Origin of the sequence: Streptosporangium sp. NPDC002544, from assembly GCF_040295965.1 — a bacterium.
Taxonomy (GTDB): Bacteria; Actinomycetota; Actinomycetes; order Streptosporangiales; family Streptosporangiaceae; genus Streptosporangium.
Genome location: NZ_JBEOWJ010000010.1, coordinates 107,329 through 120,483 on the forward strand (window position 1 = coordinate 107,329; position 13,155 = coordinate 120,483).

The 13,155-nt window shown below is 66.8% G+C and carries 18 protein-coding genes and 1 pseudogene; 9 read left to right on the plus strand and 10 right to left on the minus strand.

What is annotated here, in order from left to right:
* The first annotated feature begins 19 nt into the window (after positions 1–19).
* Complete coding sequence (gene tnpA, locus ABT061_RS17265; RefSeq protein WP_350918101.1) at positions 20–448, plus strand: IS200/IS605 family transposase; 429 nt, start codon at positions 20–22, stop codon at positions 446–448.
* A 335-nt stretch (positions 449–783) separates the two neighbouring features.
* Here the strand turns inward: tnpA and ABT061_RS17270 are convergent, their stop codons facing one another.
* Both ABT061_RS17270 and ABT061_RS17275 read right to left on the minus strand, forming a co-directional pair.
* On the minus strand, positions 784–1,155 hold the full coding sequence (locus ABT061_RS17270; protein WP_350918104.1) for a hypothetical protein: 372 nt from the start codon (positions 1,153–1,155) through the stop codon (positions 784–786).
* Between the two features lie 66 nt (positions 1,156–1,221).
* Positions 1,222–1,431, minus strand: coding sequence for a hypothetical protein (locus ABT061_RS17275; RefSeq protein WP_350918106.1), 210 nt, complete (start codon positions 1,429–1,431; stop codon positions 1,222–1,224).
* Here ABT061_RS17275 and ABT061_RS17280 point away from each other — a divergent pair.
* Positions 1,414–1,641, plus strand: coding sequence for a hypothetical protein (locus tag ABT061_RS17280; RefSeq protein ID WP_350918109.1), 228 nt, complete (start codon positions 1,414–1,416; stop codon positions 1,639–1,641). The genes ABT061_RS17275 and ABT061_RS17280 overlap by 18 nt on opposite strands.
* A gap of 163 nt (positions 1,642–1,804) precedes the next feature.
* The gene (locus ABT061_RS17285) at positions 1,805–2,290 is read left to right on the plus strand and encodes a DUF6609 family protein (protein ID WP_350918112.1); all 486 of its coding nucleotides are present in this window, start codon (positions 1,805–1,807) and stop codon (positions 2,288–2,290) included.
* Positions 2,291–2,446: 156 nt separating this feature from the next.
* Here the strand turns inward: ABT061_RS17285 and ABT061_RS17290 are convergent, their stop codons facing one another.
* Positions 2,447–2,611, minus strand: coding sequence for a hypothetical protein (locus ABT061_RS17290; RefSeq protein WP_350918115.1), 165 nt, complete (start codon positions 2,609–2,611; stop codon positions 2,447–2,449).
* A gap of 643 nt (positions 2,612–3,254) precedes the next feature.
* Here ABT061_RS17290 and ABT061_RS17295 point away from each other — a divergent pair.
* Positions 3,255–3,545 (plus strand): hypothetical protein, encoded by a 291-nt coding sequence (locus tag ABT061_RS17295; RefSeq protein WP_350918118.1) that lies wholly within the window; start codon positions 3,255–3,257, stop codon positions 3,543–3,545.
* Between the two features lie 79 nt (positions 3,546–3,624).
* On the opposite strand, the gene ABT061_RS17300 is transcribed toward ABT061_RS17295, so the two are convergent.
* Positions 3,625–4,335 (minus strand): hypothetical protein, encoded by a 711-nt coding sequence (locus ABT061_RS17300; RefSeq protein WP_350918121.1) that lies wholly within the window; start codon positions 4,333–4,335, stop codon positions 3,625–3,627.
* A gap of 274 nt (positions 4,336–4,609) precedes the next feature.
* On the opposite strand from ABT061_RS17300, the gene ABT061_RS17305 reads away from it, so the two are divergent.
* Positions 4,610–5,848, plus strand: a complete 1,239-nt coding sequence (locus tag ABT061_RS17305) for an MFS transporter (protein ID WP_350918124.1) — start codon at positions 4,610–4,612, stop codon at positions 5,846–5,848.
* A gap of 60 nt (positions 5,849–5,908) precedes the next feature.
* On the opposite strand, the gene ABT061_RS17310 is transcribed toward ABT061_RS17305, so the two are convergent.
* The 5 genes from ABT061_RS17310 to ABT061_RS17325 form a co-directional block, all read right to left on the minus strand.
* Positions 5,909–6,238, minus strand: a complete 330-nt coding sequence (locus tag ABT061_RS17310) for a YnfA family protein (RefSeq protein ID WP_350918127.1) — start codon at positions 6,236–6,238, stop codon at positions 5,909–5,911.
* Positions 6,235–6,564, minus strand: coding sequence for a mercuric ion transporter MerT (gene merT / locus ABT061_RS48390; protein ID WP_502991451.1), 330 nt, complete (start codon positions 6,562–6,564; stop codon positions 6,235–6,237). The genes ABT061_RS17310 and merT overlap by 4 nt, the downstream gene beginning before the upstream one ends.
* The gene (locus tag ABT061_RS17315) at positions 6,542–6,994 is read right to left on the minus strand and encodes a MerR family transcriptional regulator (RefSeq protein ID WP_350918130.1); all 453 of its coding nucleotides are present in this window, start codon (positions 6,992–6,994) and stop codon (positions 6,542–6,544) included. Before ABT061_RS17315 ends, merT begins: the two co-directional genes overlap by 23 nt.
* Positions 6,991–7,323: a hypothetical protein gene (locus tag ABT061_RS17320; RefSeq protein WP_350918133.1), complete on the minus strand. Its 333-nt coding sequence runs from the start codon at positions 7,321–7,323 to the stop codon at positions 6,991–6,993. Before ABT061_RS17320 ends, ABT061_RS17315 begins: the two co-directional genes overlap by 4 nt.
* A gap of 613 nt (positions 7,324–7,936) precedes the next feature.
* Entirely contained in the window at positions 7,937–9,928 is a 1,992-nt protein-coding gene (locus tag ABT061_RS17325; protein WP_350918136.1) for a WD40 repeat domain-containing protein, read from the minus strand.
* Positions 9,929–10,441: 513 nt separating this feature from the next.
* On the opposite strand from ABT061_RS17325, the pseudogene ABT061_RS17330 reads away from it, so the two are divergent.
* The 3 genes and pseudogenes from ABT061_RS17330 to ABT061_RS17340 form a co-directional block, all read left to right on the plus strand.
* A pseudogene (locus tag ABT061_RS17330) lies at positions 10,442–10,639 on the plus strand (bifunctional DNA primase/polymerase); the annotation flags it as partial.
* Between the two features lie 98 nt (positions 10,640–10,737).
* Positions 10,738–10,872 (plus strand): hypothetical protein, encoded by a 135-nt coding sequence (locus ABT061_RS17335; RefSeq protein ID WP_350918139.1) that lies wholly within the window; start codon positions 10,738–10,740, stop codon positions 10,870–10,872.
* A 389-nt stretch (positions 10,873–11,261) separates the two neighbouring features.
* The gene (locus ABT061_RS17340; protein ID WP_350918142.1) at positions 11,262–11,411 is read left to right on the plus strand and encodes a hypothetical protein; all 150 of its coding nucleotides are present in this window, start codon (positions 11,262–11,264) and stop codon (positions 11,409–11,411) included.
* On the opposite strand, the gene ABT061_RS17345 is transcribed toward ABT061_RS17340, so the two are convergent.
* Positions 11,401–12,180 carry a L,D-transpeptidase gene (locus ABT061_RS17345; RefSeq protein WP_350918145.1) on the minus strand — a complete coding sequence of 260 codons (780 nt, stop codon included), beginning with the start codon at positions 12,178–12,180 and terminating at the stop codon, positions 11,401–11,403. The two genes, ABT061_RS17340 and ABT061_RS17345, sit on opposite strands and share 11 nt — an antisense overlap.
* 166 nt (positions 12,181–12,346) lie before the next feature.
* On the opposite strand from ABT061_RS17345, the gene ABT061_RS17350 reads away from it, so the two are divergent.
* Positions 12,347–13,141, plus strand: a complete 795-nt coding sequence (locus ABT061_RS17350; RefSeq protein WP_350918148.1) for a hypothetical protein — start codon at positions 12,347–12,349, stop codon at positions 13,139–13,141.
* The last annotated feature ends 14 nt before the right edge of the window (positions 13,142–13,155 follow it).

Consider the following 13,155-nt stretch of genomic DNA (forward strand, 5'->3'; position numbering starts at 1 on the left):
ACACTTTAGCGTTAGGTCCATGTCACCGAGATGGGAACCGAACCCCGATATAAGAAGAGGCCGAAGCGTTGTCTGTACGCTTCATGCGCATTTGGTCTTCATCCCGAGGTATCGGCGGGGTGTGTTCACCGACGAGGTTCTGCGTCGCTGCGAGGACGTCATGATCGAGGTGTGCGACGGTTTCGGGGCCGAACTGGTCGAGTTCAACGGCGAGGAAGATCACGTGCACCTGCTCGTGCACTACCCACCCAAAGTCGCCCTCTCGACGCTGGTGAACAGCCTCAAGGGCGTGTCCGCCCGGCTACTGCGCAAGGAGTATCCGGCACATATCGGCAAGTATCTGTGGGGCGGGCATTTCTGGTCGCCGTCGTACTTCGCCGCCTCCTGCGGCGGCGCACCCCTATCGACCACCAAGGAGTACATCGAACACCAGAAACGCCCGGGCTGAGCCGCTCGACGGCCTACCGGTCACCGCACCGCTCGGGCCTTGGCGGCCCTCCCGCGCTGTCGTTTCCTCCCGGGCGTGAACGCCCGGGGTTCCACGCCAGATCACGCTGAACGTTCTTTCCGGACGTGACGTCGATGCTGCGGCTTCCCCGCTTGCCACAACGAGAGGCCGCAGCACCAGGCTAATCCGCAGGTTCCGGGTTCGAGTCCAGCCGCTCCACCACTCCTGACCGGGAATCAAGGCTCTGAGCTGGGTTTTGTTCCTGCTGATCTCTACCGGTACATGCGGCCGGACGCAACCCCACGCAGGTGATGTGCGACCGTCCCGCCGCCGGTTCAGTTGCCGCCCCTGTACAGCGCGTAGCACTCCACCTCGGAGCGGCGATAGGTGAGGCCGCCCCGCACGGAGTCCTGCACGCACTGCTTCTCGCTCTTGCTCAGCTTGAGCTCGCCACACACGGTGATGCTGGAGTACGTCCGGCAGTCGAGGCCGGGGTTTCTCGCCCCGATGGTGTAGGTCCGCCGGACCTCCGCGCGGCACTCCCGCCGGGCGGCGCTGGTATCGGCGTACCTGCACTGGTTGAGGAGGATCCGATATTGTTCCCGGCTGACCTGTTGTTTGCCCACGCCGTCCATCGGGTGTCCGGCGCCGGCGGTGGCGAGCGTGGTCATCACGGCGAGCGCCGCAACACAGATGATCTTATTCATAGCGCACCCCCACTGCTACCTAACGTTACATTCCGCCCATATCGCGTGACCAGGTGGGATGCCGGATCACCTCACGGCGTGCCGTGCCGTACGGACCGCCAGGGCGGCGCACACCAGGAGTAGGGCGAGGCCGCCCACGGCGAGCGGCGACGGCCCGGCCGGAAGCCCTCCCGACTTGACCACGCCCATGTAGTCCAGCGCCGCGACGCCGTTGACGGCCAGGTACCACAGGCCGAGGTAGACGACCTGGAAGACCCGGTGGGTACGGCAGGCCACGCCGAGAACCAGCGCGAGCGCGGGAACCAGGAGCGCGCCCCCGCCCAGGCACCCGCCCCGGCCCAGTCGGCCGTGGCCGCCATCCGCACCGCGAGCGCGATCCCGGTCACGACGGTGAGCGCCACCCCGGCCGCCCACTCCGCCAGAAGGCGGTACCGGCCGGTGCGATCGCCGCCGTGGTCGAAGTCCCCCGCCGGGCAGCCCTGGTGACTCCGACGGATCTCGCACGTGAACATCAGGCCCCGGAGGCGCGCCCGGCTGGCGGCCTCATCAATGATCATCGTTCTGCAATAATGTCTGATCTTTACCTTTGGGGAAGGTTAGAGACTACATGCCGTCAATTGTGGTATTCATCGCAGATCATCCATATCCGTTGATCCGCGGAGGCGGCCTCTTCCTGGTCTTCGTCGGCCTGGGCTTCCTGGGAAGCTGGGCGTTCAACAAGTACTGGATCCAGTTCCTCATCGGCGGGTTCATCACGGGATTCACCGCGAGTGGCCTCAGCGCGCTGCTCCCAAGCCTCGGCAGCCCGTCGTTCGCGCACATCGCCGGGCTCGTCGGCTCCTTCGTCATCGAGGGGGGCCTGATCTATCTGGTCCTCACAAAGAACAAGGACGCGGACGAGCGGACGCTGATCCTCAGCATCCTTTTCGTCGTCGGCCTACACTTCCTGCCGATGGGTCTCGCCCACGGTCCGCTGATCACGATCCTGGGCGTCCTGACGGCGATCAACGCGTTCGTCGGACTGCGACTGGCGCGCGAGGTGCCAACCCCCGTGTTCGGGGTCGTCGACGCGGTGCTCAAGCTCGGCTTCGGCGCCGTGATGCTCTTCGCCTACCCGGCCCTGACCTTCAGCTGACGTCGCCCGTGGGTACGGGAATCCCGGCATCGTGAGATCAACATGACCTGGAGCCGACGCGCGTACGGGCCGGGCGGGACATCATCTTCCGCCCGGCCCGGGTGCCGGATCCTGGGTCCCACCGGAGAGCGCTCCCGTCTTCAAGCTGGGAGCGGGTCAGCGGCGATGGTCCCAGTCGAGCCGGCCCGCGCGCGGATCGTCGGCGAGACCTCGGACGTAGTTCAGCTCGGCCATGACCATGGCCCGCTGGTATTCGGACTCCACGAGGAAGAGCCGGGGCAGGAACTCCGCAGTCGCGGCCAGATCGGCGTCGAGGTCCAAGAGTCGCGCCTCCAGAGAGGGTCCCGGAAGCCGTCCGGGACCCTCTGGCGTTCCCTGGGTCGCCTTCCGCTCGTGAACCGCTCGGAAAGCCCGGAACGACCTGGGAAAACGCCTTCAAGATCATTGCACGCATATTGATGGAGTGGTGACATGCGGCTGCTTCCGGCTGCCTGCGGCTGCATGTCCCGGAAAAGCAGAAGAGCCCCTCACGGGGCTCTGAACTGGGAAAATCCAGTGTGGCAGGTGCAGGACTCGAACCTAATGACTCTGTACGACCCCGAGTTTCCCGACTCGGGAGTTCATCCCGCTGACGTCTCGACTTGAACTGGAGCTTGGACTTCTCATCGCAGGCCGTACGCGGTGAGGGTGAGCGACCGGCGGGTGGCGGTCGGCAGGGGCCGAGTGAACGCCTGCGCTGATACCCGGGCCTGGAGTCCTCTGCTAAGGCCGTGCGCCTCGGCCCCTGCCGACCCTCACCCGCCGGTCCGTGCGATTCGGCACGATCGTGGCGTGAGCCAGCCGCAGGAGACACCGCTCGTATTCACCGGGGCCGCCGAGCCCTTGCGCAGAGCGCGGGCCTGCGGCCGGCTGGGGCCACGAACCGCTGATCGGATGTCGAGCCGCCGAGCTCTCTGATTAGGGTGTGGCGTGCCCCTGCGCGGCTCACCTGTTCCAGTCGGTAGCCGCGATCAAGCTGCCCATCTCCATGGACGGCGGCCTTGTCGTCGACATCGCGGACCACCCCACGGCGAGCGCTGCCCGGAAAGATGCCGACATCCGCATCAATTCCGGGAGCCCCGTCTTCACGGTCAGGGGCAGTGGCTTCACCGGCCACGTCGTCGCGGATTACCTGTTTCTCCGCGAAGAGCAGCGGACGCGATACAGTCCGTTCTCCCTGTTCCAGGGCTACCTCAGCAGCGACTTCAACCGGTGACAACCGACATCACCCACCTGCCGGATCTTCCCATCCGCCTCGTCCCCCCTGGAGGGGCAACAGCTCGGGATCAGTGGGGCTACTTCTGCGCCCAGTCCCACCATTCGTACTCCCTCAGACCATGTCGCAACTTCTCCATTACCTCGGTTGAGCCGGCGGAGGCCAGCGCGCTCTCGATGATGCGGGCGGAAGCGGGACTGGTGATCCAGCTCTCCAACGAACGATGCCAGTCCGTATCAAGATCCAGCTCATATTGGAACCACCAGACGAGCCACGCCATATGCAGTGCTGCGGCTTCGTCGCCCGCGCTCCCCTCCCACGCGGCCAGGTAAGTACGGAGGTCGAGGCCGAACTCACCCACGATGATTTTGAGCACCTCCAGGACATCAATGCCACGCGGATAGTGATGCAGGGTGAACCGCCACCAGGCATCGATGGCGGCCACGAAGGTGTCCTGCTCGTCCTGCGGCCAGCTTCGCCAGCGACCGCCGAGCACGCGTGCGAACATGTCACCGTAGAAGCCGTCGAGTTCCTCGCTGATCAGGAGCTCCAGCAGGCGGGGAAGGTAATGCTTGAAATCCCTGATGTCGCCCCACGTGGACAAGGCGTTCGCCGCATAGGGCTTCAGGGCCGACGCAGAGAGCGCGCGAAGCGGTGCCACGCGTGCCGCTTGGATGCTTTCCGGGGAAACACAGTGATCGCATATGGAGCTGTCTTCCGGGAGCGGGTAGCGAGAAAAAGTCCTGTAGAGGTTCTCCAGCGCCGTATCAAGATCAGAATCCGCATCCATGGGCAAGAGGTTACTTCTCGTCACTCGTGGACGGCGTCACGGTTTCCAGGTGGGAGCGCGGTGGCTGGCGCCGACGTGAAGCGAGGTCTCCCCGGCCGGACACGGTGACCCGGTACCCGGGCCGCCGGCTTGCCCGCCACGATGGGCCCCGGAAGCCGACAACCCCAACCGCTTCGCGGCCCCTTCGGGATGCTTCGCATTGGCACCGGTCGCTCCGCTCACCGCAAGAATCATGCCGAAGAACAGCACACCGGCTTACGGCACACTGACGCTCATGCCTGAGCCCTCGGCGAATGAGCCCAACCCCCCAGAGCAGCGCTGGATGAACCCCGGAGTCGCCGGAATCGGAAGCGCCAGCTTCCTCGCCGACGTCGGCCACGAAGTTCCCACAGCTCTCCTGCCCAGCCTGCTCACCACCACGCTGGGAGCGCCCGCCGCAGCACTGGGCCTCATCGAAGGTCTCGCCGATGCTCTGGCCGGAGTCGGCCGCCTGACAGGTGGCGCACTCGCCGACGACCCTCAACGACGACGGACCGTAGCAGTCGGCGGATACACCACCACCGCGGTTCTCTCCTCCCTGCTGGGAGTGACCACCAACATCTGGCAGGCCGGAGCCCTACGCGCGGGAGCCTGGTTCGCCCGAGGGCTACGCGTCCCCGCTCGCAACGCCCTGTTGGCCGACCTGGTTCCAGCCAATGCCTACGGCCGGGCATACGGGTTCGAGCGCGCGATGGACAACCTTGGAGCCATCGGCGGACCACTTCTCGCCCTGGGCCTGGTCGCCGTCTTCAACGTCCGGACCGCAATCCTCATCTCCGTCATTCCCGGCATCCTCGCCGCCCTGGCCATCATCTACGCCATCCGAAAAGCCGCCCAGCCGGCCGTACGCGAACGCATCCCGATCAGGCTGCGTATCCGGCCCGTTCTACGCGGGGACCTGGGCCGTCTCCTCGGAGCGATCACCGCTTTCGAGGTGGGCAACGTCGCCGCCACCCTGCTCATCCTGCGAGCCACAGAGCTTCTCACCCCCGCCCACGGCATCGAAGCAGCAACCAGCATCGCCCTGGGCCTGTACGTCGCCTACAACATCGCCGCGACCCTGGCATCCATCCTCGCCGGACACACCTCCGACCGACTCGGCAAGCGCGGCCCCGTCCTCGTCATGACCGCAGGAATCACCCTGTTCGGCATCGCCTACGCCGCCTTGGCCTTCGACACCGCCGGCTACCTCCTGCTGGCCCTGCCCTTCATCGCCGCCGGTCTGGCCATCGGATGCGTGGAGACCGCCGAACACGCAGCCGTCGCAGCCCTGGCCCCTACCGACCTACGTGGATCAGCCTTCGGCCTGCTGGCCACTGTCCAATCTCTGGGCAACTTCGCCGCCAGCGCCATTGCCGGACTGCTGTGGACCCTGGTCTCACCGAACGCCGCATGGGCCTACCTCGCCGCATGGATGGGTATCGCCCTCATCGGGATGCTGTTCACCCGTACCGGACGAGCTGCTGAGGTCTGATCAGCCGGATGCCCGCTATGCCGCCGTTCGAGGTGCCATGGCCTGGCTCAACTCTGACTATCAACGCGGGGCGTACATGATGACGGCGACGCCGATCAGGCACACCACGGCGCCGATGACGTCCCATCGATCAGGGCGGAACCCGTCGATGAGCATGCCCCAGGCCAGGGATCCGGCCACGAAGACGCCACCGTAGGCGGCCAGGATGCGGCCGAAGTTGGCATCCGGTTGCAAGGTGGCCACAAAGCCGTACAGGCCCAGGGCAATGAATCCAGCCCCGACCCACAACAGCCCACGTTGTTCTCTCACTCCCTGCCAGACCAACCAGGCACCGCCGATCTCGGCGAGCGCGGCCACCACGAACAGCAGGAGGGAACGAGCGACAGTCACAGCTGCGACTGTAGGGGATCGCTTTCGGCGAGCCGATGAGCGCCCGTACTCTGGCAGCCGCAGCCAGTTCCACCCGCGCATCCAGTAGTTTGCTTCCGCCTGCGCAGGAACCACACCAGCCCCCAAGCCAGCACGGCCACGCCCCCCAGGATCAGCGCCACTGTCGGCATAACGCCCGTAAGCGCGACAGCCCCGGTGCCCCCGATCACCCCGGCGGCCAGCAGCACAGGAAGCGCACAGCACGCGGCACAGGCCAACGCGGCCAAGCCCGTCAGACCAGCTGGGAGCAGGCGCTTACGCTGATCAGGATCGGTTGAGGTCGACATGCCGGCCCCCGTCCGCCGGGCCGGAGAACGGCAACGGGCAGCACGAACTCACCGCACACGCCACTAGGTCATCACACCCGGCGTCCACCGCTTGAACCAGCGTGTCGCGGATCGTCTGAAGGTCGGCGATCTTCTGTTCCACCTCGGCGAGCTTGGCTGTCGCCCGTGCCTGCAAACCGTTGTCCGACGTACCGTGACGATGCGCAGCCGCCTCAACCAGATCGGCCACCTCCTCCAGTGTGAAGCCCAGCCGTTGCGCCACCTTGATCACACGCAGGACGGTCACGGTTTCCGGCGGATACAGCCGATGTCCCCCGTTGCTACGCTGCGGCTCTTGCAGCAGTCCCCGCCGGTGGTAGTAGCGCAGCGTCTGAGTGTTGACCCCCGCCGCTTCGGCGACCTCTCCGGTACGCAGCCACTCCCCGTTCACGACGCGACCCGGGGAGCCATTTTGATCGCCCGGACCGCCAGCCCGTCGAGCACCTTCGCGTGCACCGCCGGGACCTCGATATCCAGGGCCAGGCCATCACCACCAGGAGTAAGCGCGAAGGCGAAGAACGAGCAGCAACCCGTCTCACGGGCCGTCAGGTCACGCGCGGTCCTCTCTACTTCCGCTCCATCATCGAGTGTGAGCCGCAGGTGAGCCGGTCCCACGCGTTCCAGTCCACGCAGTGCGGAAGCGAACAGTTCATCGAACTCCGCCACTCGCAATGGCCGTTCCTCGGTCGGAAGCGTGCATTCAGCCGGCGCCCATTCCATGAGCCCTCCATGTATCAAGACCGCCCGTCCCTTATGCGAGCGATCCCTACAGTCCGACGGTAAGCCTGTACCCCGGTACAGGATGCAACCCCTGAAACCATGCCTCCGGCGGGGCACTTCGGCTCCGGGATGATCGATGTTCCGACCACGAAGGCCGTAAGTGGGTGGGGTGGAAGTGTGCGCGTTCGCGCATGATCCGGAGCTTGATCGCGTGCCACGGGCGTGCCAGACCTCACGGGAACGGCGGGGAATCACGGGGAGCCGTAGATCAGAAACGAAGAAGCCCCCGCACCGCGTTTCCGCTGGCGAGAGGGCTGTTTCTGCTGGTGTGGCAGGTGCAGGACTTGAACCTGCGTAGGCTGAGCCGACGGTTTTACAGACCCACCGTGAAACAACTCCGACCAGCAGAACTACCCTTTCGAAGGGTAGTTTCGGCAGGCATTCGGCATGATCAGGCCCATGAGCCCCGCAGAATCACACTTCACAATCCCCTAGAAGATCACTGAAAATCTTACTTTGGAGCCGTGTAGGGGTGCCGATCACTATCTCGCCGCACCCTGCTCCTGGGCGGGCTCGGCGCCCTGGATGGTCCGGTGCAGATGAAACTCGGGCATCACTGTTTGTATCCATCCGAACCGCTCGGTCGGCTGATCAACCGGCTTCCGGCTCGCTCGCCAGGAGCAGCGGCCGGGCCGGGCTCAAGGACAGCGATCTCCCAGGAGATGCCCACTACGAGCCGTCCGTCCGGATGCCAGGCCAGAGCGGAGATCGGCCAGGGGAAGCGCACCGGGGGCGCCATCTGCTTCCCGGTCCGTAGGTCCCACATTCTGAGGGTCCGGTCCCAGCCTCCGGATACGGCCTGCCGCCCTCGGATCGCCACCGCTGTCACCGCGCCCGCGTGGCCCGCCAACGGCCGGTCCCGGCCGTCACGCAGGTCCCACAGCCGCAGGCCTCCGCCTCCGACGAGGGCGAGGTCACCCTCTACCGCGATCGCGTGGACCACGCCGGTGGGCAGACTCCCCAGCCGCTCGCCGGTGCGCACGTCCCATAGCCGGGTCGTCCCGTCGGAGCCGCCGGTGAGGATCGTCCGGCCCGTGACGGCGACCACGTCGATCGCGCAGGGGGACACCGCGCATCGTGACTCGCCGGTCCGCAGGTCCCAGATGCCGACCAGGCCGTCCTCCCCGCCGCTGACGGCGGTGGAGCCGGTGGCCGCCAGCGCGTGTACGGCACCGACGTGGCCGGATAGGACCTGGATTTCCCCGGTTTCCACGCCCCATGTCCGGATCAAGCCGTCGTTCCCTCCGGCGGCGAGGACGATACACCGGCCATCGACCGTGGCGGTTGCCACCGTCGTGATCAAGGAGCCCTGGCGTGTGAACTTTCCGGAATGGCGCGTGCCATCGGCCAGATCTTTGACGCCGAACCAGCGGCCTTCCTCGTACGCGAAGACGACGACGGGCCGCCCGTAGGCGACACCGAGCGCGACGGCCCCGACCCGGGGGTTGCCAGGGAGCGGCCTGCTCCGGCGGGTGCGCAGGTCCCATACTTGTACGGCCCCGGAGGAGGCGCAGGTAACGGCCAGATGCCCCACCGTGGCGACGCCCCGGCCGGACTCGCCGAGCGGCTTGCCCCACTCCTCGCCCGTGCGTAGGTCCCACACCCGCCCCCGCCTTCCGGCGGCCCCGGCGACCGCGACGGAACGACCGTTCACCTCGGCGGTGGCCACAGCCGTGACCCGGCCGGGCACGGATCTCCCACGCTGTCTGCCGGTACGCAGGTCCCAGATCCGCAACGTGTCATCCTCACCGGAGGTAACGGCGACGGGGCGCCCGGCCACATGAGCGGTCGCCACCGCGCGCACCGGTCCGACGTGGCCGGTCAGCGGCTCGCCATACCGCTTCCCGGTGCGGAGGTCGAAGATCTGCACCGTTGCGTCGTCGCCGCAGGTGACGATTCGCTTACGGCCGTCCAGCCGTACCGTGGCCACGCCGTTGACTGCGGCACCGTGCCTGACCGTCCACGCCTTCCGCCCACCGCGGACCCACACCGTGTCGTAGCGCACGGCCAGGACGAGGAACCTCCCGGCATCCTTGACCGTCGCCAGGGGCCAGGCCTGGGGAATGGCGTCAAACGTCCATGACTCGCCGGTGACCGGATTCCACGCCTCCAGGCGATCGGAGTAGGGCACGAGAACGATGTCGCCCATGAGCGCCACCGTCTCCACCGGGTACCGCCCGAGCCGCCTCTCACACAGCGGCCGGGCCGTACGCAGATCCCAAGAACGCAGCACGCCGTTGTCGCTGCCGGTGATCGCGACGGGCATCCCGTCCACCATTCCCGCGGCCACGCTGCGCACCCCACCCGTCTGGTTGTCCCAAGAGGGGCGTACCTGCTTGTTCCACTGCCTGCCGTCAGCCCAGGCGACCCGCCAGGCGTCGTGCTCCGACTCCAGGCGCGGCTCACCGGTCGCGCCGTAGCGGGCCGCGTGCACCTGCAGCAGCCACCTGCGAACATCGGGAACGGCCCGGGAGAACTCCTCTCCCGAGGCCAGGTAGGCCGTGCGGTAGCACTCGGCCCACTGGCCACCGGCCTTGTCCAGCATCGGGAACAACCGATCGGGATCGGCATGGATCAAAGGGCGAGCACCGTTCCACAGGAACGCATCCAGCCGCCCGCCCCGAATCGCTCGCTCAAGCCTCTCCATACGGAGATCGGACACGATCCGCCCCGCAGGCAATCGCTGATCCGCGCGGTGGTGGCCGACCGGCTGTCTTCGGGGCTCACCATCTCTCCCCTTCGTCGTTACCGGCGTCTGCAGGCTTGGCCCTGGTCGCGCCAGATACCAGAGCCCATGACGAGGTTAGGGACCGGTACTGGGAAACGGCTTGTAGATCACTCCAGCACATTGAGGAGAAGGCCGGACTGGATTGGGGCCGGGCCTTGAGCGACATCGGAACGGTGTACGGCGGCAACTCCGCCCGTGTCGGCTCGCTAACGCCACTGGCCGTTCCGTTGTCGCTCAAGCCCCGAGGCGGACGAAAAAAGGAGGGGCAAAGCCCCCCGCCTTCCTGGGACCTGCCGGGGGGTCAACGAGGGCGCCGATGCGCTGGCCGTACTGTGCGAACGCGCCGGGCAACCCCTCCCGTTCGAGACCTTCACCGTCCGCACCCGCCGCGGCGGGCTGCACCTGTACTTCACCACGCCGGATGGGTCCGCCCTGCGCAACACCGAAGGCGCCTGGGGCGGGCTGGGATGGTTGATCGACACCCGCGCCAACGGTGGCTACGTCCTCGGCCCCGGCAGCTACGTGGACCTCCCGGACGGCACCGGCACCTACGAGGTAGTTCACAACACGACCCCGGCCCCGCTGCCCCCTGGTTGTTCCAGCAGCTTTCACTCCCGCCCCGACCGGTGCCGCAACCGGTGCGCCTGGCCCTGCCCGACACCCGGCACGGCGCCTACCTGCACGCCGCGATCACCCGCGAACTGGAACGTGTGGCCACCGCCCCGAGGGGCGCGTCTTCATCGGCCCCCGTGGCGGACTGATGACCGATCGGGCTTACCTGAAGGTCTTCCACGAGGCCAGAAAGAACATCCCGCCCCCTGCTCATCCCGCCTGTCGTCGACCCGCCTATAGGGGAAACGGGCCAGGGCGCCAGGTGGAGCGTCCCACTGGACGAACGATCTGGCACCCACGGCCCTGGCCTGCTCGGCTTGTCCCGGATCGATGGCGGGCGGGATGAGCAGACTCCACTTCAGCCCCAAACAACTCGCGTCGACTGCGCCGCTCTTTCAAGACATCCCGGAGCCGGAGCGCTCTTCATGAGGGGTCCTGCCTCCGGTCACATGTGCCTTGGTTGTGTCGGAGGGGACTTCGACCAAATCCTCATGGTCTTCGACCACCGAGTTCCTCGCCGGAGCCGTGGGAGCGTGACATGCGCTCCGACCGCTGGATCCGGCACACCGTGACCGCGAGCGTCCTGCTCGTCGCTGACGCCGCCGTCGTCTCTTTCCGGCACATGCACAAGCTCGTGTTGGTGCATGGCGAGGACCCGTTGGCCGCCGCCCTCATCCTCAGGGAATGATCAGAACCGGAGTCCCCAGAGGCAGTCTTGCCAGCACCTTGAGCGCGCCAGCAGGCACCCTGATGCAGCCGTGCGTGACCGCTTTGCCGAACACCTTCCGGTCCGGCCAGCCGTGGAAGGCGACCGTGCCGGGACCACCGCCGAAAGTGTCGAGCGTCTGCGAGTGCGTGCCGAGCGGCAGGATCAGCGGACTGTAAGTCTTCTCCTTCGGCGACATCAGGGCCAGCAGGAAGGTCCTGCCCACCGGGGTGGGCGTCTCAGGGCCGCCGACGGCCACCGTCCAGGTGCCGAGCTTCTTGCTCGCGTTCATCACGGTCAGCTGCCTGGTGCCCAGCTTCACGATGGCGCGGTGGCGACTGCGCGCCTGCTTCAGGCCCTTGGCCTTGATCCAGCCGGTCACGTGGTTGGGCTTGCTGGGCAGGAGCACGCGGTACCAGCCCTTGCGTACCTCCACCACCGGCACCCAGGTCTGGCTGCCGAGTTGCTTCGCCGGGAGGGTGGCCATGGGTTTGCCGCCGGGCAGGGCGTAGACGGCCACCGTACGCGCGGGGTGGACCACGACGCCGCTCAGCTTGCCGTACGTGTCGGTGTCCTGCGGAAGGCCTCTCAACTCCGTGAACGTGGTGGCCTCGGGGAGTGCGATCGCCGTGGCCGAGGCGCCGGCGGCGAGGGTGACAGGCGACGCGGCGACGCTGGCAGGGGTCGAGGCGACAAGGCTCATGGCGACGAGCGCGGCGCCGATGAGTCGGCGGGAGGCATCGAGCGGCACGATCGGCTCCTGAGGTTTATGACACATACGACGCGAACGCATAACCATCCGACCCCACTAGATAACGTTTTGGAACGTTTGAAGGCCATTAATCAGCGCGTGTGACATTTTTACACAGATGAGCCCAGGGAGGCTCAAGCTCTTTCATACATCCCGAGGTGCGGTCGTGACAGTCCCCAGACTCTCTTCAGTCCGTCGCTGGACAGCGGCGGCACTCATGCTCGCGATGGCAGCGTTCGCGGTGTTCGCCATCTCCAATACGGCCTCCGCTGGAGCGGTCCAGGGGAAGCCGCCCGGCGACAACGGCGATGTCAAGATCCACAAGTGGACGACGCCGGAGGACGACCAGCGCAACGAGCCGCATGTCTGCGTGTTCTATCTGGTCGGGTTCAACTTCGACGCGGCCGAGCAGGTGAGCTGGGAGATCAAGTCCTGGCCGCCCACGGGCGACCAGACCACGGTGAAGAGCGGCACCCTCGTGCTCGATGAGGACGGGCATGGTCGTACCGTCGACATGACCCTGCCGAACGGGCACTACAAGCTGTTCTGGACCTTCGCAGGGGAGCATGGCGCGGCCAAGCAGAAGGTGTTCTGGGTCGAGTGTGAGCCTACGTCCACCCCGACGCCCACGCCTACGGTGACGCCCTCCCAGACGCCGACGCCGACGGTGACGCCCTCCCAGACGCCGACGCCGACGGTCACTCCGACTTCCACGCCCACTGCGACGCCCACCCCCACGCGGACGCCCACCTCGACGCCGACGCCGAGCAACACTCCCACCTCGACGCCGACGCCAAGCAACACGCCGACCCCCACCCACCCCGGTAAGAGTGATCACGGGACAGTGATCCGCGACTGGACCAAGTGGGACGAGAACGTCACACAGACGCAGGACGGGCCCAAGCCCAAGCCCGCGCCCACCCCGACACCGGTGAAGACCAACATCCCGGTCACTGGCTGACACGCGACACCGAA

Bases quoted from the DNA above. Each gene is read 5' to 3' on its own strand.
- ABT061_RS17300 (WP_350918121.1), bottom strand. From the start codon at position 4,335: ATGGATGCGGATTCTGATCTTGATACGGCGCTGGAGAACCTCTACAGG.
- ABT061_RS17325 (WP_350918136.1), bottom strand. From the start codon at position 9,928: ATGCTGGACAAGGCCGGTGGCCAGTGGGCCGAGTGCTACCGCACGGCC.
- ABT061_RS17270 (WP_350918104.1), bottom strand. From the start codon at position 1,155: ATGAATAAGATCATCTGTGTTGCGGCGCTCGCCGTGATGACCACGCTC.
- ABT061_RS17340 (WP_350918142.1), top strand. From the start codon at position 11,262: ATGCGCTCCGACCGCTGGATCCGGCACACCGTGACCGCGAGCGTCCTG.
- merT (WP_502991451.1), bottom strand. From the start codon at position 6,564: ATGTCGACCTCAACCGATCCTGATCAGCGTAAGCGCCTGCTCCCAGCT.
- ABT061_RS17305 (WP_350918124.1), top strand. From the start codon at position 4,610: ATGCCTGAGCCCTCGGCGAATGAGCCCAACCCCCCAGAGCAGCGCTGG.
- ABT061_RS17320 (WP_350918133.1), bottom strand. From the start codon at position 7,323: ATGGAATGGGCGCCGGCTGAATGCACGCTTCCGACCGAGGAACGGCCA.
- tnpA (WP_350918101.1), top strand. From the start codon at position 20: ATGTCACCGAGATGGGAACCGAACCCCGATATAAGAAGAGGCCGAAGC.